The sequence below is a fragment of the Mycobacterium sp. 852002-53434_SCH5985345 genome (assembly GCF_001667155.1).
Classification (GTDB): Bacteria; Actinomycetota; Actinomycetes; order Mycobacteriales; family Mycobacteriaceae; genus Mycobacterium.
In genome coordinates this window covers 17,785-37,446 of record NZ_LZIE01000074.1, presented here as the reverse complement: position 1 = coordinate 37,446, position 19,662 = coordinate 17,785, and the positions used below count along the sequence as shown (strand labels likewise).

Annotated in this window: 19 protein-coding genes and 1 pseudogene; 8 read left to right on the top strand and 12 right to left on the bottom strand. The window is 66.4% G+C overall.

Going from position 1 to position 19,662, the window contains the following annotated elements:
• Nucleotides 1-40: 40 nt before the first annotated feature.
• Nucleotides 41-760 carry a two-component system response regulator PhoP gene (phoP, locus tag A5756_RS17690; RefSeq protein WP_066955095.1) on the top strand — a complete coding sequence of 240 codons (720 nt, stop codon included), beginning with the start codon at nucleotides 41-43 and terminating at the stop codon, nucleotides 758-760.
• 40 nt (nucleotides 761-800) lie between these two features.
• Nucleotides 801-2,259: pseudogene (locus A5756_RS17685) on the top strand (sensor histidine kinase).
• Here A5756_RS17685 and A5756_RS17680 read toward each other — a convergent pair.
• The 10 genes from A5756_RS17680 to A5756_RS17635 all read right to left on the bottom strand — a co-directional run bounded on the left by A5756_RS17680 (nucleotide 2,231) and on the right by A5756_RS17635 (nucleotide 11,372).
• A complete protein-coding gene (locus A5756_RS17680; protein ID WP_066955090.1) occupies nucleotides 2,231-2,635 on the bottom strand; it encodes an HIT family protein in 405 nt (134 codons plus the stop codon). The pseudogene A5756_RS17685 and the gene A5756_RS17680 sit on opposite strands and share 29 nt — an antisense overlap.
• A 119-nt stretch (nucleotides 2,636-2,754) precedes the next feature.
• Nucleotides 2,755-3,183, bottom strand: a complete 429-nt coding sequence (locus A5756_RS17675) for a ketosteroid isomerase family protein (RefSeq protein ID WP_066955086.1) — start codon at nucleotides 3,181-3,183, stop codon at nucleotides 2,755-2,757.
• A 16-nt stretch (nucleotides 3,184-3,199) separates the two neighbouring features.
• Entirely contained in the window at nucleotides 3,200-5,254 is a 2,055-nt protein-coding gene (locus tag A5756_RS17670; protein ID WP_066955083.1) for an FAD-dependent oxidoreductase, read from the bottom strand.
• Between the two features lie 27 nt (nucleotides 5,255-5,281).
• On the bottom strand, nucleotides 5,282-6,409 hold the full coding sequence (locus tag A5756_RS17665) for an NDMA-dependent alcohol dehydrogenase (protein ID WP_066955080.1): 1,128 nt from the start codon (nucleotides 6,407-6,409) through the stop codon (nucleotides 5,282-5,284).
• A gap of 154 nt (nucleotides 6,410-6,563) precedes the next feature.
• Nucleotides 6,564-7,112 carry a hypothetical protein gene (locus A5756_RS17660; protein WP_066955077.1) on the bottom strand — a complete coding sequence of 183 codons (549 nt, stop codon included), beginning with the start codon at nucleotides 7,110-7,112 and terminating at the stop codon, nucleotides 6,564-6,566.
• A 3-nt stretch (nucleotides 7,113-7,115) separates the two neighbouring features.
• Entirely contained in the window at nucleotides 7,116-7,325 is a 210-nt protein-coding gene (locus A5756_RS17655) for a ferredoxin (protein WP_066955074.1), read from the bottom strand.
• Between the two features lie 8 nt (nucleotides 7,326-7,333).
• Complete coding sequence (locus tag A5756_RS17650) at nucleotides 7,334-8,689, bottom strand: cytochrome P450 (RefSeq protein WP_066955071.1); 1,356 nt, start codon at nucleotides 8,687-8,689, stop codon at nucleotides 7,334-7,336.
• A complete protein-coding gene (locus tag A5756_RS17645; protein ID WP_066955068.1) occupies nucleotides 8,686-9,510 on the bottom strand; it encodes an SDR family oxidoreductase in 825 nt (274 codons plus the stop codon). The genes A5756_RS17650 and A5756_RS17645 overlap by 4 nt, the downstream gene beginning before the upstream one ends.
• Nucleotides 9,511-10,737 (bottom strand): cytochrome P450, encoded by a 1,227-nt coding sequence (locus A5756_RS17640; protein WP_066955065.1) that lies wholly within the window; start codon nucleotides 10,735-10,737, stop codon nucleotides 9,511-9,513. It abuts the gene before it with no gap.
• Complete coding sequence (locus tag A5756_RS17635) at nucleotides 10,734-11,372, bottom strand: TetR/AcrR family transcriptional regulator (protein ID WP_066955062.1); 639 nt, start codon at nucleotides 11,370-11,372, stop codon at nucleotides 10,734-10,736. Before A5756_RS17635 ends, A5756_RS17640 begins: the two co-directional genes overlap by 4 nt.
• Before the next feature lie 219 nt (nucleotides 11,373-11,591).
• On the opposite strand from A5756_RS17635, the gene A5756_RS17630 reads away from it, so the two are divergent.
• From A5756_RS17630 to A5756_RS17615, 4 genes are read left to right on the top strand one after another with little or no spacing between them, the layout of a single operon-like run.
• Complete coding sequence (locus A5756_RS17630) at nucleotides 11,592-13,061, top strand: aldehyde dehydrogenase (RefSeq protein ID WP_066955059.1); 1,470 nt, start codon at nucleotides 11,592-11,594, stop codon at nucleotides 13,059-13,061.
• 14 nt (nucleotides 13,062-13,075) lie between these two features.
• On the top strand, nucleotides 13,076-13,825 hold the full coding sequence (locus A5756_RS17625; protein ID WP_066955055.1) for an SDR family oxidoreductase: 750 nt from the start codon (nucleotides 13,076-13,078) through the stop codon (nucleotides 13,823-13,825).
• A 49-nt stretch (nucleotides 13,826-13,874) separates the two neighbouring features.
• On the top strand, nucleotides 13,875-14,732 hold the full coding sequence (locus A5756_RS17620) for an NAD(P)-dependent oxidoreductase (protein ID WP_066955052.1): 858 nt from the start codon (nucleotides 13,875-13,877) through the stop codon (nucleotides 14,730-14,732).
• The gene (locus A5756_RS17615) at nucleotides 14,732-15,166 is read left to right on the top strand and encodes a carboxymuconolactone decarboxylase family protein (RefSeq protein ID WP_066955049.1); all 435 of its coding nucleotides are present in this window, start codon (nucleotides 14,732-14,734) and stop codon (nucleotides 15,164-15,166) included. Before A5756_RS17620 ends, A5756_RS17615 begins: the two co-directional genes overlap by 1 nt.
• A gap of 6 nt (nucleotides 15,167-15,172) precedes the next feature.
• Here the strand turns inward: A5756_RS17615 and A5756_RS17610 are convergent, their stop codons facing one another.
• Nucleotides 15,173-16,258: an aldo/keto reductase gene (locus A5756_RS17610; RefSeq protein WP_066955046.1), complete on the bottom strand. Its 1,086-nt coding sequence runs from the start codon at nucleotides 16,256-16,258 to the stop codon at nucleotides 15,173-15,175.
• Between the two features lie 58 nt (nucleotides 16,259-16,316).
• Here A5756_RS17610 and A5756_RS17605 point away from each other — a divergent pair, with 58 nt between their 5' ends.
• Both A5756_RS17605 and purD read left to right on the top strand, forming a co-directional pair.
• On the top strand, nucleotides 16,317-16,748 hold the full coding sequence (locus A5756_RS17605) for a MarR family winged helix-turn-helix transcriptional regulator (protein ID WP_231989201.1): 432 nt from the start codon (nucleotides 16,317-16,319) through the stop codon (nucleotides 16,746-16,748).
• 24 nt (nucleotides 16,749-16,772) lie between these two features.
• The gene (gene purD, locus A5756_RS17600) at nucleotides 16,773-18,041 is read left to right on the top strand and encodes a phosphoribosylamine--glycine ligase (RefSeq protein ID WP_066955043.1); all 1,269 of its coding nucleotides are present in this window, start codon (nucleotides 16,773-16,775) and stop codon (nucleotides 18,039-18,041) included.
• On the opposite strand, the gene A5756_RS17595 is transcribed toward purD, so the two are convergent.
• Nucleotides 18,038-19,621 (bottom strand): gamma-glutamyltransferase family protein, encoded by a 1,584-nt coding sequence (locus A5756_RS17595; RefSeq protein WP_066955935.1) that lies wholly within the window; start codon nucleotides 19,619-19,621, stop codon nucleotides 18,038-18,040. The two genes, purD and A5756_RS17595, sit on opposite strands and share 4 nt — an antisense overlap.
• Nucleotides 19,622-19,662: the final 41 nt, after the last annotated feature.

Genomic DNA, 19,662 nt, shown 5'->3' with positions numbered 1-19,662 from the left:
CTTTACATAGGAAACGTTCAACAAGAGGCAGAAGAATCTGATGACCGCGGCAACCTCAAGCGAAACGAAACCGGAGGCTCGTGTCCTCGTAGTCGATGACGAGGCCAACATCGTCGAGCTCCTCTCGGTGAGCCTCAAGTTCCAGGGTTTCGAGGTCTACACCGCGACGAATGGCGCCCAGGCCCTGGATCGGGCCCGGGAAGCCCGCCCCGACGCGGTGATCCTGGACGTGATGATGCCCGGGATGGACGGATTCGGAGTGCTGCGGCGCCTGCGCGCCGACGGCATCGACGCCCCGGCGCTGTTCCTGACGGCCCGTGATTCGTTGCAGGACAAGATCGCCGGCCTGACCCTGGGCGGCGACGACTACGTGACCAAGCCGTTCAGCTTGGAGGAAGTCGTCGCCCGGCTGCGGGTCATCCTTCGGCGCGCCGGCAAGGGCGGAGCGGAGCCCCGCAGCGCCCGGCTGACCTTCGCCGACATCGAACTCGACGAGGAGACGCACGAGGTGTGGAAGGCCGGCGAACCGGTGTCCCTATCGCCGACCGAGTTCACGCTGCTGCGTTACTTTGTGATCAACGCGGGCACGGTCTTGAGCAAGCCCAAGATCCTCGACCACGTGTGGCGATATGACTTCGGAGGTGACGTCAATGTCGTCGAGTCCTACGTTTCGTACCTACGCCGCAAGATCGATACTGGGGAGAAGCGGCTGCTGCATACCCTGCGGGGAGTGGGCTACGTGTTGCGGGAACCACGCTGAGCCCGCGCTCGGCCGCCAGCGTTAGCGAAGAATCATTCACATGGCCAAACAGCATCGACGTGGATTGCCGCTCCGGGTAGGGCTGGTCGCCGCCACCCTGGCGCTGGTGGCGTGCGGGCTGGCGGTCTCGGGCATCGCGGTCACGTCGATCCTGCGGCACAGCCTGGTCACCCGGATCGACCAGACGCTGCTCGACGCGTCGCGGGGCTGGGCGCAGGCCCCGCGGCGCGAGTCGCCGCCGCCCTACGGGGCCCCCGACCCGGGCCGGCCACCGTCGAAGTTCTACGTGCGGGGCATCGGCATCGACGGCACCCCGTTCACCGCGATCAACGACCGCAACTCCGAACCGGCATTGCCGCCCAACAACGACGTAGGCCCCAATCCGACGACGCTGCCGTCGGTCAACGGGTCCGACATCCAGTGGCGCGCGGTGTCGGTGCGCGGCCCGCACGGCCTGACGACCGTTGCGATCGACCTGTCCGACGTCCAACACACGGTCAGCTCCCTGGTCTGGTTGCAGATCGGTATCGGGGTGGCGGTGCTGGTAGTGGTCGGCATCGCCGGCTTCGCGGTCGTGCAGCGCAGCCTGCGGCCGCTCTCCGAGGTCGAACAGACTGCCGCGGCGATAGCCGCCGGCCAGCTGGATCGCCGTGTCCCGGAACGTGATCCACGTACCGAGGTCGGCCGGCTGTCCCTCGCCCTGAACGGAATGCTTGCGCAGATCCAGGAGGCGCTCGCGTCCTCGGAGTCGTCGGCCGAGAAGGCCCGCGGTTCCGAGGAGCGGATGCGGCGGTTCATCACCGACGCCAGCCACGAGCTGCGCACCCCGCTAACGACAATCCGCGGCTTCGCGGAGTTGTATCGGCAGGGCGCCGCGCGCGACGTCGCCATGCTGTTGTCGCGCATCGAAAGCGAAGCCAGCCGGATGGGGCTGCTGGTCGACGACCTGCTGCTGTTGGCCCGCCTCGATGTGCAACGACCGCTCGAACACAACCGGGTCGACCTGCTGGCGCTGGCCAGCGACGCCGTGCACGACGCGCAGGCGATGGACCCCAAGCGCACCATTGCCATGGAAGTGCTCGACGGCCCTGGCACCCCGGAGGTGCTCGGAGACGAACCGCGGATCCGACAGGTGCTGAGCAACCTGGTCGCGAATGCCTTGCAGCACACCCCGGAGCGCGCCGACGTCACCGTGCGGGTCGGCACCGAGGGGGACGACGCCGTGCTCGAAGTGGCCGACAAGGGTCCCGGCATGACCGAGCAGGACGCGTCGCGGGTGTTCGAACGCTTCTATCGCACCGACTCGTCGCGGGCGCGTGCCAGCGGCGGCACTGGATTGGGGCTATCGATCGTCGACTCGCTGGTGCGCGCGCACGGCGGCGCCGTCACGGTGACGACCGCGCCCGGGGAGGGCTGTTGTTTCCGGGTCACACTCCCGCGCGTCAGCGAAGTGCCGGCGCAGGAGCCGGTTCACGCCAATTGAGCCAGGGCCGCCTTGATTTTGGCCTGCGCGTCGTCCAGGGATTCCGGTGAGGGGTTGCGGTCGACGTTGGCGAAACCGAAGTCGCTCAGGCGGCGGGTGGGGAACACGTGCACGTGTAGATGGGGCACCTCCAGCCCGGCGATGATCACCCCCGCCCGCTCAGTCTTGAAGGCCTTGCACACGGCCTTGCCGACAAGCTGACTCACGCTCATGATCCGGGCGAACGTCGCCCCATCGACGTCCTGCCACTGATCGATTTCGGCCCGCGGCACCACCAACGTGTGCCCTTGAGTCATGGGCTCGATCGTCAAGAACGCGACGACCTCGTCGTCCTCGTAGACGAAGCGGCCGGGAAGTTCACGGTTGATGATCTTGGTGAAGATCGATGCCATGGCCCCAGCATAGGGGCGATGGTTCTCGCCTCGGGCCGCGCCTGCTTGCGCCGGGTTCGATAGCGCACGCGCGATCGAATCTCAGGAGGCGGTAGTGCCTTCGGCGCCGTGCGGCCGGCTCACTCCTCCTTGCCGAACTGCATGACGTCGAGGTTCCAGTAGCCCCTCATGTTGGTAATCAGTCCGGCGTCGTTGACCGCGTAAGTGAACACGCCCCGCACCGAGCTGGTGAAGCCGCCCTCGAACTTGCTGTTGAGCACCAATATGTGGGCGATCTCATGGGGGGAACTCGACGGGAACGTTTCCTCGCAAGTGATGGACAGCTGGTTGGCCGCGATGTTCGTGTCGAAGAACGCGCCGACTGCCTCCTTACCGCGAACCCCGGTGCCGTCCGGGTTGGTCACGGATTTGCCGATCGGATCCTCGATGACGACGTCGTCGGCCATCAGGGCCAGCCAGCCCTCCCGGTCGTGCGCTTGTACGCATCGCCATGATGCCTGCGAGGCGGCGAGCGCCGGGGTCGCCTGCGATTCTTCGGTTCGGGTCATTCTTGTTCTCCTGTCACTAGATTGCGCACGCGGCGCGCGCGCCTTCCTCGGTGGCCTTGCGGATCAGCCCGAGCCCGGTGCAGTCGCCGGCGGCGTGCACCTGAGCGCCGGGCAGGGCGGCGGCCAGCGCGTCGAACATCGTGGTGTCGGGTTCGACCGTGCCGGCCAGCACGACGCTGTCGGCCTCCAGCTGCCGGGCGGTGCCGCCGGCCGGGGTGAACACCACCGCTTCGGTGGTGATCCGTTCCACGGTGGCCCGCACATGCACGGTGACGCCCAGCCGGTCGAGGCGATCCATGTGTTCGGTCTTGCGTTTGTTGCCGACCTCCGGGGCGATGTTTTTGCCGGATTCGAGGACCGACACCAGCCGGCCCCGGCTCGCCAGGAATTCGGCCAGTTCCAGGGCGACCAGGTCACCGCCGATGATGGCGACCCGCCGTCCGACCGGCATCCAGGCGCGGCTGGCCATCCGGACCGCGGCAGGATGCACCAGCCGCTGCCGCCACCCGCCCAGCGCGGAAGCCCCCAGCCGTTGCCAAGCCGGTGCGCCGGATTCGGCTCGCCCGCCCAGCAATTCGCGCAGCCCGGGACCGGTGTGGACGTGCGGTAGATCGGATCCGGGGATCGCCGGCACGGCGACCCTGCCACCGGTGGCGACCACCACCGCATCCGGGCCGGCATCGACGACGTCCTGAGACGAAATCGATTGACCCAGACGGACTTCCACGCTGCTGAGCTTGATCTCCTGGCGCAGGTAGCGCAGAAAAGGCTCATTCTCCGGATGCAGAACCGCCGCCCAGCGCAGCGCGCCGCCCAGCGCGGCGCTGCGTTCGAAGAGCGTGACGCGGTGTCCCCGTTCGGCGGCTACCCGGGCGGCCTCCAGCCCGGCGGGCCCACCGCCGATCACCACCACGCGCTTGGTGCGTGCGGCGGGAGCCGCCGCCATTTCGCGCTCCTTGCCGGTGCGTGGATTGACGGCACAGTCGACAGAGAAACGCAGTTCCATTGCATCGATGCAGTTTTCACAGGAGATGCACTTGCGAATCCGGTGTGCCTGCCCGTCGCGCAGTTTGCGCGGCAGCTCGGGGTCGGCCAGCAGCGGACGGCCCATCGCGATGAAATCGGCGCGTCCGTCGGCCAGAATCCGTTCGGCCCGGGCCGGATCGTGGATGCGGCCGACGGCGATCACGGGCACGTCGACCACCTGCTTGACCGCGGCCGCGGCCCCGACGTTGAGCCCCTCGCCGTCGTCGGCACCGTTGACCATCCCGGTCACCAACCGGTCGATCACCCCGCCGCTGATGTGGAACGCGTTGACACCCGCGGCCACGAACTCCGGCGCCAGCTGCGCGGTCTCGAAGATCGGCCGGCCACCCGCGACCCGTTCGTAGCCCGAGATTCGCAGCGTGATCGGCAGGGCGTCACCGATCTCGGAACGGATTGCGGCCAGCGCATCGAGGACCACCCGCGCACGGCCGCGGACCGAATCACCGCGGTAGTCGTCGGTGCGGCGATTGCGTTGCGGGGCAAGGAATGAGCCCAGCAGCATGTAGCCGTGCGCGGCGTGCAGCTCGATGCCGTCGTACCCGGCCTCGACGGCACGCCGCGCCGCGGCCTTGAACAAATCGAACACCCCGCACAGCTGTTGCTTGCTGATCTCGACCGACGGGCGCCCGGTGAGGTAGGAGGGAATCACCGACGGGCCCAATGACGTGACACCGAAGATCTCGGGCCCCAGACCGTCGGGACCGGCGTGCACGATTTGTGGTTGGATCTTGGCCCCGTGCTCGTGCACCACCTCCACGAGCGCCCGATGCGCGTCGACCGATTCGTCGGTGGCCAGGTGCAACCCGCCTGGAGTCTCCGGATGCTGGTGGTCGATCCCGGTGGCGCCCAGCGTGATCAGGCCGACTCCGCCCTTGGCGCGTGCGGCGAAGTAGTCGCGGGTGCGCTCGGACGGCAGCCCATCGGGCGTGCCATACATGGTCTCCATCGGAGACATGACCATGCGGTTGCGCACTGTCATGGCGCCGATCTGTCCCGGCGCCAGCAGGTGCCCGAACCCCGTCACTCGGGACCCAGTCGGTTGGGGCGGCAGTTACCTGTCCGCGTCCGTGTACCGGATGACGCCGCGAATGTTCTTGCCGTCCAGCATGTCCTGGTAGCCCTCGTTGATCTGCTCCAGGCGGTACTGGGTGGTGACCATGTCGTCCAGGTTCAGCTTGCCGGCCTTGTACATCGACAGCAGCTGCGGGATGTCGTACTGCGGGTTGCCGCCGCCGAAGATGGTGCCCTGCAAGTTCTTCTGCATCAGGGTGAGCATCGCCAGGTTGAGGTTGACGTTGGTGTCCAGCAGGCTGCCGATGGCGGTCAGCACGCAGGTGCCGCCCTTTTGGGTGATGTTGAGGTAGTTGTCGACGTCGGCGCCGTGCAGCTCGCCAACCGTGACCACGACCTTGTGGGCCATCAGCCCGTAGGTGACCTCCATGATGCCCATCAGCGCCGCGTCGATGTCGGGATAGACGTGGGTGGCACCAAATTTCAGCGCCTGGTCGCGCTTCCATTCGACCGGGTCGATCGCGAAGATGTAGCGTGCGCCGGCGTTGACGGCGCCCTGCAGCGCCGCCATGCCGACCCCGCCGACACCGACGATGGCGACGTCTTGGCCCGGCCGGATGTCGGCGGTGCGGACCGCCGAGCCGTACCCGGTGGTGACGCCGCAGCCGACTAAGGCGGCGACCTCGAAGGGAACCGACGGGTCGATCTTCACCACGGAGCTGCGGTGCACCACCATGTACGGCGAGAACGTGCCCAGCAGCGTCATGGGGAAGACATTCTGACCCTTTGACTGGATGCGGAACGTGCCGTCGGAAACCGCGGCACCGCCGAGCAGTCCGGCCCCCAGGTCGCACAGGTTGCGCATGCCGGCCTGACACGTCGGGCACTGCCCGCAGGACGGGATGAAGGACAGCACCACGTGGTCGCCGGGGGCGATGTCTTCGACGCCCGCACCGACCTCGGTGACGATGCCGGCACCCTCATGCCCGCCGAGCACCGGGAAACCGGCCATCGGGATTCCGCCGGTAACGAGGTGATGGTCGGAGTGGCACATGCCGGCCGCTTCCATCTGGATCTTGACCTCATGCGCTTGCGGGTCGCCGATCTCGATTTCCTCGATGGACCAGGGCTGGTTGAACTCCCAGATCAGTGCGCCTTTTGTCTTCACGATGGTCCTGACCCCATTTCGCCTTTGAATCGATCAGAGCTGGCCGGCCCCTTGATGCCGGACAACTTGGTGACGGGCGCCACAGGCACCCTTGTCGCGTCAGCATAGCGCGTGCAACAAATCAAATGCTTGGTTGGTCCGCCACTGGCTCCGGTCACCAGATCGGCACCGGTGCCTGGCCGAGCGGGTAGTAGCCCGGCAGCTTCTCGCCGGCGATGCTGCGCTCGATTCGCTTCTGCATGCCGGAGCTGAGGTCGCCGGATTCGATGAGCTTGCCGAACATGTACGCGACGTGACCGAAGTCGAAGAAGTCCCGCTGCCACTCGATGAGGTTGTCGGCGTTGAGGCGGAACCAACTGCCGCCGATGCCGTAGATCTCGTCCCTGGTGCCGTCGGACTTGTTGACGATCTGCTTCCAGAAGCCGACGATCTCGCCCTGCTTCTCGTCGATGAGCACCTTCTGGTACTCGTACACCCAGTTCTCCAGGCCCTCCATCTCCAGGCCCAGGGCAATGTCGCGGATTTCGTCGATGCCGACGCACATCACGTCTTCCTTGGGGCCGATGTTCCAGCCGTAGGTGGCGTCCTGGGTGTAGAAGTCCGCCAATGGCCGCCAGTCACCGGCCTTCTCGCAGTCCTTGTTGGCCTGCAGCCAGCGGTCGACCCATGCCTCGAGTTCCTCGCGTGACGCTTGTGATGTCATGAATCAGTCTCCTGGATCTTCTTTGATGAACAGTGCATGCGTTGGGCACATATCGACCGCGCGCTCGACTTCCTCGCGGGCGTCTTCGGGCGGCTCGGGGTCCACGATTTCGACCTTGCCCCGCTTGGGCACCCGGAAGTAGTCCGGCGCCTCCAGTTCGCACATGGCATGGCCCTGGCACAAATCCAGATCGGCTTCGATCCTGAATCCCATGGGAGAACCTACTTCTGGCGCTTGCGGTAGCGGACTTTTGCCGGCCGGGCGAGCTGGACGACCATTTTGGAGTGGTCGTTGTGGTAACTGTCGGCCGGCTGTGCCATCTCGAATTCGTACTCGCGCAATAGAACCGAGAAGATCGCCTTGATCTGCATCTGGGCGAAGGCGGCGCCGACGCACCGGTGTCGCCCTGCGCCGAATGGAATCCAGGTCCACCGATTGACGATGTCGGCCTGCTCGGGCTTGTTGTAGCGGTCGGGCTTGAAGGCATCCGGATCGGGGAAGTCCTCGGGAATCCGGTTGCTGATCGCCGGGGACGCGGCGACGTAGTCGCCCTTGTGGATCGGAAAGCCCTCGACCTCGAACTCGCCCTGGGCCACCCGCATCAGGATGATCAGCGGCGGGTGCAGCCGTAGGGTCTCCTTGACCACGTTATCCAGCTTCGGAATCGACCGCAGCGCATGGAAACTCACCTCTTCGCCATCGGCGTACAGCTCCTCGAGCTCGGCGAGCACCTCGGCGTACACATCGGGGTGGCGGATTAACTCGATCAACGTCCACGCCGAGGTCCCCGAACTGGTGTGGTGCCCCGCGAACATCAGCGAGATGAACATTCCGGTGACCTCGTCGGCGGAAAACCGGGGAATGCCGTCTTCGTCCTTGATCGAGACCAGCACGTCGAGCATGTCGCGGTCGGCCTTGTCCTTCGGGGGATTGGCCAGCCGCTGGTCCATGATCTCCTGCACCAGCGCAACGAGTTTGACGCGCGCCTCGTCCCGTCGTTTGAAGCTCTCGATCGGCAGGTAGGGATCGACGTAGCACAGCGGGTCGGTGCCGCGTTCCAGCTCGTGGTAGTACTCCGCGAAGCGATGGTCGAGCTGCTCACGGAATTTCAGCCCGATCAGGCAGGCGGTCGAGGTGTAGATGGTCAGCTCCGCGAAGAAGTCGAGCAGCTCGATCTCGCCCTGGTCGCCCCAGTTGGCGATCATCTTCTTGACTTCGCCCTCAATGGTGCTGGCGTGGCCCTTCATCTGCTCGCCGCGCAACGCCGAGTTGTGCAGCATCTCCTTGCGCCGCTCGGGGCTGGCGTCGAATACGACGCCCTTGCCGAAGATCGGCGTCATGAAGGGGTAGGCCTCGGCCTGGTCCAGATCCTCGTCCGCGGAGCGGAAGAAGAATTCGTTGGCGCCCGCGCCAGACAGCAGGATGACGTGTTTGTCGACCAGCTGGAACCAGCCGACGTCGCCGCACTCGTCCCGGACGCGCTTCATCAGACCGATTGGGTCGGTGCGGAATTCCTCGAGGTGACCGTGCTCTTCCTCGCCGCCGGAAACCCGCGGCACAATCGCGGTGGTTGTCATGACGGCATCCCCTCCTCGCCGAGTGCGAGCTTCTGTCGATCTTTCTTGTCGGCCAACGGGGCTTCGGGCTGAAGCTCCATGTTCGCGATGAACCCGCCGCGCGGTGTCTCGGCGACGAACGTGATGGCGCGCGCCAGGTCCGCCGCGCGCAGGAAGTAGTCATGGCGGGCCTGGCCCCACTTGGCCCAGTCCTCCAGTGCGGGGCCGATCTTCTCGGCCGGCAGGCTCCAGCCCATCGAGGTCTTCGTCGGGCCGGGGTGCACGATCGAGGCCCGCACGCCGGTGCCCTCGAGCTCCATCTGGAAGTTGGTGACCATCGCCACGAGAGCGGCCTTGGCCGCGCCGTAGGCACCCATGTGCGGCCGCTGGCGCAGGGCCACGTCGGAGCCGACGAAGATCAGATCGCCACGCTGACGCTCCAGCATGCCCGGCAGCACGGCGGCGGCCAGCCGGTTGGCGCCGACGAGGTGGATTTGCAGTTGCGACTCGAACTCGTCGGTGGTGATCTCCGCGAGTTTGCCGAAGTATGTGTCGCCGGCACCGGCGACCATTACCTCGATGTCGCCCAGTGCGTCGACCGACTGCGAGACAAAGGATTTCACCGAGTTCGGATCCGTGACGTCCAGGTGGAATCCGACCGCCTCGCCGCCTTCGGCGTTGATCTTGCCGACGATGTCGTTGAGCTTCTCGACTCGGCGCGCGCCGAGCGCGACCGGGAAGCCGTGCGCCGCGAGTTCGATGGCGGTGGCCTCTCCGATGCCGGACGAGGCGCCGGCCACGATGGCCGGCCGGCGTTCGGGCAGGGGGTCAAAGCGGGGCATTCAGCGGACCTCCACGGTCATTGGTAGGTGAGCGAATCCGCGGACATTGCTGGAGTGGACGCGGACGGCGTTGGCCTCGTCCACCTCATATCCGCGGATTCGCTTGAACAACTCGGTGAGCGCGACCCGGGCTTCCATCCGCGCCAGATGCGCGCCCAGGCAGAAATGTGCGCCACTACCGAAACTCAATAGTTTGGGCCCGATTTCGCGGCCGATCAGATAGTCGTCGGGCCTGTCGAAGACCCGCTCGTCGCGGTGGCCGGAACCGGGCAACAGCAGCAATACGTCGCCCTCGGGAATGGTGGTGTCGTAGAGGGTGAGTTCCCCGGATACGGTGCGGGCCAGGATCTGGCTGGACGTGTCGTAGCGCAAGGTCTCCTCGACCCACAGCGGCACCAGCGACAGGTCGGCATAGACCGGAGTCAGCTGCCCGGGGTTCTTGTGGCCCCAAAATGCGGCATTGGCAAGGAGTTTGGTGGTCGTCTCGTTGCCGGCGATCACCATCAGGAACATGAAGCCGAGGACTTCCTCGTCCGTGAGCCGGTCGCCGTCGATCTCGGCTTCCAGCAGCGCCGAGGTCAGGTCATCCGTCAGCTTCTTGCGCCGCTCGGCGACCATTCCCTGGTAGTAGACGATCAGGTTGATGGAGGCTTCGACGGCCTCCGGCGGCACGTCGGTGACGCCCTCGTCGCGGTGCATCACCCCGTCGGCCCAGGCGCGCACCTGGACTCGATCCGGTTCGGGGACACCCATCAACTCGGAGATGACGTCCATGGGAAGCTTTCCGGCGAACTCGTCGACGTAGTCGACCGTGCCGTCCGCTGACGACCTAGCCTTTTCCAGCATCGTGTCGAGGTGTTGTGTCGCGATCTCGGTGACGCGGGGTTCGAGTTCGCGAATCCTCCTCGGTGTGAAGCCTTTTGACACCAGCGTCCGCAGACGCAGATGGGCGGGATCGTCCATCGCCAAAAACGACATCGTCTTGGACGCGTGCGGGCCGCGCGACGCCGGATCCAGCGAAACGCCGTATTTGTTCGACAGCGTGGTGCTGTTGCGGAAACCCTGCAGCACATCCTGGTGCCGCGACAGCGCCCAAAACTTCAGGTCCTCGTTGCGATACAGCGGGGCCTCATCGCGGAGGCGCTTGTAGTACGGGTACGGGTCCTCGTGGAAGTCGTAGTCGTATGGATCGAGGACCAGCTCGTGGTCGCCAACATGGATGGTCATTCGGTGCTTGTCTCCTGGCTCGTCTCTCCGGCGCCGGTGAGGATCAGCCTGACCACATAGGCCAGCCGGTCGGCGATCTCGCGATAGGTGAATTCGCCGCTGCCGGCCTGAACGAGCGCCCCGAAAAACGACATTTCGAGCGCCGACACGGCGGTGGGGTCGGCATCGGGGCCGATCGCGGACGTGATGCGGCGGTGGATCTCCGCGCCGATCCGGTCGCGGGCGGCCCGCACCGCGGGCTCGGCGCCTCCGCTGAGCAAGGCCGTCGTGCACGCGGCGCTGACCTCTGGCTCATCGGCGACCACCAGGGCCAGGTGGCGCAACACCTGGTCCACCCGGGTGGGCATCGGGTCGTTGACGTCGGTGAAGTAGGGGACCTGCCGGACCAGGTCCAGGTAGACCTCGGCGATCAGGTGGTTCTTCGACGAGAAGTAGGTGTAAGCCGTGGCCGGGGCGACTTTGGCGCGAGCCGCGACCGCGCGCACCGTCAGATCGGCGTAGGACTTTTCGCGCAGCGTCTCGATGCCCGCCGCGAGCACCTTCCGGAAGGTCTCCTCCTGGCGGCGGTTTCGCGCGGGCGGGCCGGTCTGGTGCTCGGCCTGAGACGTGATCGTCACCAGTGCATCGCTGGACACATGTCCAAGCTATCGGACCGACTCCGCCGGAAGCAAGACCGATCGGCAAAGACAGCGGTTAATGTGCTGTTTTCGGTCGCGTAGCCGCCCCAGTCGAGATCGGCCCTTGCACCGCTAACGGCGAGGCGGCTATGGTTCCATCGGATAATATCGGACAACTGTCCACTGAAATCCATTGGAATTCGCGTGCTCGATTGGTCGCACAGACGGGAGCGGGAGATGGCCTTGTTGGCCGACGGCGTGAGCGCACTTTTCATCGACGGGAAGATGTCGCCCGGCAGCGCCGGCACGTTCCCGACGATCAATCCGGCGACCGAGGAAGTATTGGGAGCCGCGGCCGATGGCGGCGCCGACGACATGGGCCGCGCGATCGACGCCGCGCGGCGCGCCTTCGACGACACCGACTGGTCGCGCGATACCGAGCTACGGGTGCGGTGCGTGCGCCAACTGCGCGAGGCGATGCAGCAGCACCTTGAAGAACTGCGGGACCTGACCATCGCAGAGGTCGGCGCGCCGCGGATGCTCACCAGCATCGCCCAGCTCGAAGTCCCGGTCAACGACCTGGCGTTCGCGGCGGATACCGCCGAATCCTACGTTTACAACCAGGATCTCGGCGAGGCGTCGCCGATGGGCATCCGTACCCGGCGCACCATCGCCCGTGAGGCCGTCGGCGTGGTAGGGGCGATCACGCCGTGGAACTTTCCCCACCAGATCAACCTCGCCAAGATCGGACCCGCACTGGCGGCTGGAAACACCGTGGTCCTCAAACCCGCCCCCGACACACCCTGGTGCGCCGCGGTGCTGGGCGAACTCATCGCCGAGCACACCGACTTCCCGCCCGGTGTCATCAACATCGTCACCTCCAGCGACCACGGCGTGGGTGCGCTGTTGGCCAAAGACCCACGGGTGGACATGGTTTCGTTCACCGGGTCGACCGCCACCGGCCGCAGCGTGATGGCCGACGGTGCCGCCACCATCAAGAAGGTCTTCCTCGAGCTCGGCGGCAAGTCGGCGTTTATCGTCCTCGACGACGCCGACCTGAGCGGTGCCGTGGGCGTGGCAGGGTTCTCGGTCTGCATGCACGCCGGGCAGGGATGCGCGATCACCACCCGGCTGGTGGTGCCGCGGGCGAAGTATGACGAAGCCGTCGCCATCGCGGCCGCGACGATGGGCGGCATCAAGGCGGGCGACCCCACGGACCCCGGAACCATCTGCGGGCCGGTGATTTCGGCGCGTCAGCGCGACCGCATCCAGGGCTACCTCGACTCGGCGATCGCCGAGGGCGGCGCATTCGCATGCGGGGGTGGCCGGCCGTCCGGCCGCGACGTCGGTTTCTTCATCGAGCCCACCGTCATCGCCGGGCTGGGCAACGACGCCCGCTGCGCGCGCGAGGAGATCTTCGGCCCGGTCCTGACGGTGATTCCGCACGACGGCGACGACGACGCGGTGCGCATTGCCAACGACTCGCCATACGGCTTGTCGGGCACCGTTTTCGGCGCCGACCCGGATCGGGCGGCGAGGGTCGCCGCGCGGGTCCGCGCAGGCACCATCAATGTCAATGGCGGCGTGTGGTATTCGGCCGACGCCCCGTTCGGCGGTTACAAGCAGTCCGGCAACGGCCGAGAGATGGGCCTGGCCGGTTTCGAGGAGTACCTCGAAATCAAAACCATCGCGACAGCGGTTAACTAGAGGAGCTCGAGAGCATGCGGTTTGAGAACAAGGTCGCGATCGTCACCGGTTCCGGTGGCGGCATCGGTCAGGCGTATGCCGAGGCGCTAGCCCGTGAAGGTGCCGCGGTTGTCGTGGCCGACATCAAGTCCGAGGCGGCCGAGGCGGTGGCCAAGCAGATCGTCGCCGACGGCGGTACGGCCCTGGCGGTGCCCGTCGATGTGTCCGACCCGGCGTCGGCGAAGGCGATGGCCGACCGCGCGCTGGCCGAGTTCGGCGGCATCGATTATCTGGTCAACAACGCCGCGATCTTCGGGGGCATGAAGCTCGATTTCCTGCTCACGATCGATCCCGAGTACTACAAGAAGTTCATGAGCGTCAACCTCGACGGCGCCCTGTGGTGCACCCGCGCCGTCTATCGCAAGATGGCCAAGCGCGGCGGTGGGGCGATCGTCAACCAGTCGTCCACGGCGGCGTGGCTGTACTCGAACTACTACGGCCTGGCCAAGGTCGGGGTGAACGGCCTGACCCAACAGTTGTCCCGCGAGTTGGGCGGCCAGAACATCCGGATCAACGCGATCGCGCCCGGGCCCATCGACACCGAGGCCAACCGGACCACCACGCCGCAGGAGATGGTGGCCGACATCGTCAAGGGTCTTCCCTTGTCGCGCATGGGGACTCCCGAGGATCTGGTCGGGATGTGCCTGTTCTTGCTCTCCGATGAGGCGTCGTGGATCACGGGGCAGATCTTCAACGTTGACGGCGGGCAGATAATCCGGTCATGAGCAACGCCGGCGACGATGCAGAGCGGAGCGATGAGGAGGAGCGGCGCCAATGGCAGAAGATCTGAGGCTGGGCTACATCGGGCTGGGCAACATGGGTGCGCCGATGGCCACGAAGATGACCGAATGGCCCGGCGGGGTGACGGTTTACGACATCCGAACCGAGGCGATGACGCCGCTGGCCGAGAAGGGCGCCGGCCTGGCCGACAGCGTCGCCGACGTCGCTGCCGCCGACATCATCCACGTCACCGTCCTCGACGACGCGCAGGTGCGCGAGGTCGTCGGCGAGCTGGCCGCCCACGCCAAGCCCGGGACGGTCATCGCGATCCACTCGACGATCAGCGACACGACGGCTGCGGAACTGGCCAGTGACCTCAAGCCGCAGGGCATCCATGTCGTGGACGCCCCGGTCAGCGGTGGCGCCGCGGCCGCCGCGAAGGGCGAGCTTGCCACCATGGTGGGGGCCAATCGGGAGGTGTACGAGCGGATCAAGCCGGCGTTCAAACATTGGGCGGCGGTGGTCATCCACGCCGGTGAGCCCGGTGCTGGGACTCGAATGAAGCTGGCCCGCAACATGTTGACGTTCACGTCGTATGTCGCGGCGTGCGAAGCCATGAAACTGGCGGAAGCGGCGGGACTGGATCTGCAGGCGCTGGGTCGGGTGGTGCGTCACACCGATGCCCTCACCGGCGGGCCCGGGGCGATCATGGTCCGCGACGACATGAAAGACCTTGAGCCGGAACACTTCCTGTACCAGCCGTTCATGCATACCCGGGGGCTGGGGGAGAAAGACCTGAGCCTGGCGCTGGCCCTGGGCGAGGCGGTATCGGTGGATCTGCCGCTGGCCCGGTTGGCCTACGAGGGGCTGGCGGCCGGCCTCGGGGTGCCACACACAGAGAAAGAGGCGTGATGGACGAACTTCGCCGCAAGGGCCTCGCGAAGATGAACGAGGTCTACGGCTGGGAGATGCCCAACATCGAGGGCGATGCGTACTTCGACCTGACCGTCGATCACCTGTTCGGCAGCATCTGGACACGACCGGGATTGTCGATGCGCGACAAGCGCATCATGACGTTGACGGCGGTGACCGCGATCGGCAACCGCGACCTGGCCGAGATTCAGATCAACGCCGCGCTGCTCAACGGTGAACTGACCGAGACTGAGCTCAAGGAGATGGCCGTCTTCCTCACCCACTATCTCGGTTTCCCCCTCGGTTCGGCGCTCAACGGCGCCGTCGACGCCGTCGTCGCGAAGCGGAAGAAGGCCGCGGCGAAGGGCGCCGGAGAGGACAAGAAGGCCAACGTGGACACCGCGCTGAAGATGCACTCCGGAGACAAGGACTGACCGGTATCAGTAAGGCCGGCCACCTTCGGGCATCACGTACTCGGAGATCGGCGCAAGGCCGCCGTTGACCGACGTTCCACCGTTGATGATGCCCGGCGCCATTTCCAGCATGTTGTGCGGGAACCCGAATTTCGGCTTGGTCAGCGCGTCGAGCCGGCCCAGTTCGTCGGTGCTGAGCCGCACATCGACGGCGCGGACGTTGTCCTCGAGCTGCGAGAGCCTGCGCGCCCCGATGATGACCGAGGAGACGGCGGGCTGCGCATGCACCCAGGCCAGTGCGACGCTGGCGACGTTCGTCTCGTGCGCCTTGGCGATGCCTTCGAGTTCGTCGATCAGCGCGTAGGTCTTGTCGTTGAGGAATGCGTCGACCATGGCGCCGCGATCGGCGTCGTGCCGACCGGCATTGGCTCGGGTGTACTTGCCGCTGAGCACGCCGCTCTTCAGCGGCGACCACGGTGTGATGCCGAGGCCGAACTCCGCTGCCATCGGGGCGAGTTCCTGTTCTATCGAGCGCTCCAACAGCGAGTACTCGACCTGCAGGCCGACGAAGCTCGACCAGCTACGGAACCGGGCGATGAGGTTGGCCTCGGCGATCTTCCACGCCGGGGTGTCCGAAACGCCGATGTAGCGGACCTTTCCGGCGCGGACGAGGTCGTCGAGCGCCGACATCGTCTCATCTATCGGAGTGTTCGCGTCCCAGATGTGCAACCAGTACAGATCGATGTAGTCCGTTTGCAGACGCCGCAGAGAGTTGTCGCAAGCGTTGATCAGGGACTTACGGCCCGAGCCCCCTCCGTTGGGATCGCCGGGATACAGGTTGCCGCTGAATTTGGTGGCGATCACCAATCGATCCCGGCGGGCGGCGTTGCGACCGACGTGGTCGCCGATGATCTTCTCGGAATGGCTTCGGGTGTAGAAGTTGGCGGTGTCGATGAAGTTGCCGCCGAGGTCCGTGTACCGGTCGATGATCTGTTGAGACTCTTCAACACTGGTGCCCCAGCCGAGGTCTTCGCCGAACGTCATGGCGCCCAGGCACAAGGGGCTGACGCGCAGTCCGGAGCGTCCGAGTGTCACGTACTGATCCAGGGGCATGGGGGCCGCCTTCTGGTAAGTTGTTCGATCATGGGTTTGTTCAATCCTAAACTAGTTCATGTCTGAACGATCAGGCAAGTCGAAGCCTGCGATCGACGCGGCCAAGATCTGGTCGTTGAACTACCGCGTGCTGCTGTCGGTCATCTCGTGCGCCGAGCCCGACATCTGCGCACTGGGACTCGAATCCAAGGAACTGTTCCTGCTCGCCGAGATCGACGAGCATCCCTACCCCGCCGAACTGGCGGCGACGTTGAGCATGCCCAAGGCGACGGTCACCGTCTACCTCAAACGACTTGAGGCCGCGGGATTCGTGCGTCGTGAGATCGACGCCTCCGATCTGCGGCGCCATCGACTACTACTCACTCCGGCCGGACGTAAGGCCGCCACGGACGGGTTGGCGCTGCTGTCCGACGAGTTCAACAAGCGTCTCGGACGCCTCACTGCCGCGCAGCAAAAAGAGCTCAAAGACCTGCTGGAGCGAATCGTCTGAACGCCTGAGCTAGTCTGACGTGTCGTGCGAGTTCTGGTGATCGGTTCGGGTGCACGAGAGCATGCGCTATTGCTGGCGCTTCGGAAAGACCCGCAGGTCACGGGGTTATTCGTCGCTCCCGGCAACGCCGGTACCGCCCGCGTGGCCGAGCAGCATGACGTCGACATCACATCGGGTTCCGACGTTGTCGCCCTGGCGCGCGAGCTCCGTGCCGACCTGGTGGTGATCGGTCCCGAGGTGCCGCTGGTGCTGGGGGTGGCCGACGCCCTGCGAGCCGCCGGCATCGTCTGCTTCGGGCCCAGCAAGGACGCCGCCCGCATCGAAGGCTCCAAGGCGTTCGCCAAGGAGGTCATGGCCGCCGCCGGCGTGCGTACCGCGGCCAGCGAAACCGTTGACAGCCCGGCGCATTTGGACGCCGCCCTGGACCGGTTCGGGCCTCCGGCGGGCGACCCCGCCTGGGTGGTCAAGGACGACCGGCTGGCCGCGGGCAAGGGCGTAGTGGTGACCGCGGACCGCGGCGTCGCCCGGGCGCACGCCGCCGGCCTGCTCGAGGCGGGCCACCCGGTGCTGCTGGAGTCGTATCTGGACGGCCCGGAGGTGTCGCTGTTCTGCGTCGTCGACGGCCAGACCGTGGTGCCGCTGTTGCCGGCGCAGGACTTCAAGCGTGTCGGCGACGGCGATACCGGACCCAACACCGGCGGCATGGGCGCCTACGCGCCGGTTCCGTGGCTTCCCGACGAGGTGTACCGGGACATCGTCGGCAACATCGTCGAACCCGTTGCGGCCGAAATGGTTCAGCGCGGCAGCCCGTTCTGCGGGTTGTTGTACGTCGGACTGGCGATCACCGCCAACGGGCCGGCCGTGGTCGAATTCAACTGCCGGTTCGGCGATCCGGAGACCCAGGCCGTGCTGGCGCTGCTGGAATCGCCGTTCGGGCAACTGCTGTACGCGGCGGGCACCGGCAAGCTGGCCGACTTCGGCGAGTTGCGCTGGTACGAGGGGGCGGCTGTCACGGTGGTGCTGGCGGCGGAGAACTATCCCGGGCGCCCTCGGGTCGGGGACGTCGTCGCAGGCTCGGAAGTCGACGGGGTGCTGCACGCGGGCACGGCGCGCCGCGACGACGGCGAGGTGGTCTCCTCGGGCGGTCGCGTGCTGTCGGTGGTGGGCACCGGCGCCGACCTCGCCGCCGCGCGGTCGCAGGCGTACGAGCTGATGCGGTCGATCCGACTGCCCGGCAGCCACTTTCGAAGCGACATCGCGCTGTTGGCGGCCGAGGGCAAGATCAGCGTCTAGAAACCCGCGGCCTGGCCGTCGCGGCGGGGATCGCTAGCCGCGAAATAGCCGCCACCGAGCCGCCAGATCGCCTGGCAGCTGCCGAACTGGTTGTAGTCGTCCACGGCAACGAGGTCATGTCCGCGACGGCGAAGCTCGTCGAGCGTCGCCGCCGGGAAGCCTTTCTCGCAGCTCACCTGCATGCCTTGCACCCACCGGAACCGAGGACCGTCACACGCGGCCTGCGGATTCTGTCCATGGTCGGCGATGCGCACCATCACCTGTGTGTGACCCTGAGGCTGCATCGTTCCGCCCATCACGCCGAAGCTCATCACGGGGGCGCCGTCTTTGGTGACAAAGCCAGGGATGATCGTGTGGTAGGGCCGTTTGGCCGGCCCCACGCGGTTCGGGTGTCCTTCGGCCGCAGCGAAATTCGTCCCGCGGTTCTGAAGCGATATCCCGGTGCCCGGCACCACGACACCGGACCCGAATCCCATGTAGTTCGACTGGATCATCGACACCATCATCCCCGCGGCGTCGGCGGCGGTCAGATACACGGTTCCCCCGCTCGGAGCGCCCGCGGATGCCGGCCTCGCCCGGGCGCGATCGATCAGGGCCGCGCGTTGCCTCAGGTAGTCGGCGTCCAGCAGGTGTTCCGGGCGCACCGGCATGTGCTCGATGTCGGCGACGTAGGCCTGCGCGTCGGCAAAGGCCAGCTTCACCGCCTCGATCTGTAGATGCACGCTGTCCGCGGAATCGACTGGGAACGAGCCCATGTCGAAGTGCTGCAGGATTCCCAGGGCGATCAGGGCCACTATCCCGTGACCGTTGGGCGGGATCTCGTGGACGGTGTACCCGCGGTAGGTGCCGCGGATGGTGCCCACCCAGTCGGCGCGGTGAGCGGCGAGGTCGCTGGCGCGCATCGCGCCGTCGTTGGCCACCGCGTGCGCCTCGAGTCGGGCGGCCAGCTCTCCGCGGTAGAACGCGTCGCCATTGGTTGCGGCGATCTCTTCGAGGGTGGTGGCCTGTTCGGCGAAGCTGAACCGCTCACCGGGTTTCGGCGCCCGCCCGGCGGGCATGAAGGCGGCGGCGAAGCCGGGCTGCTTCTCGAACAGCGGGATCTGCGCCGCCCATTGCTCCGCGACGGTCGGTGACACCAGAAATCCGTTGCGGGCGTAGCGGATTGCGGGCTCGAAGAGCTTTTCGAACGGGAGCTTGCCGAACTTGGCGTGCAACTCGGTCCACGCCGACACCGCGCCCGGCACGGTGACCGCGTTCCAGCCGACCACCGGAACCGCGTTGCCGCCGAAGTATTCCGGCGTCCAGGCCGCGGGCGAACGGCCAGACGCATTCAGCCCGTGCAACTGCCGGCCGTCCCACACGATGGCGAAGGCATCCGAGCCGATGCCGTTGGAGACCGGCTCCACCACCGTAAGCGCGATGGCGGTGGCGATGGCCGCATCCACCGCGCTTCCCCCGTCGGCGAGCATCCGAAGGCCCGCTTGGGCTGCCAGCGGTTGCGACGTGCACACAACGTTGTCCGCCAGCATGGGCTTTCGCGGCCAGGCGTAAGGAAACTCCCAATCGAAGGGTGCCGTCACCTTCGCGAGCGTAGCGCTGGCGTGACGCTCGTTGCCCAGCA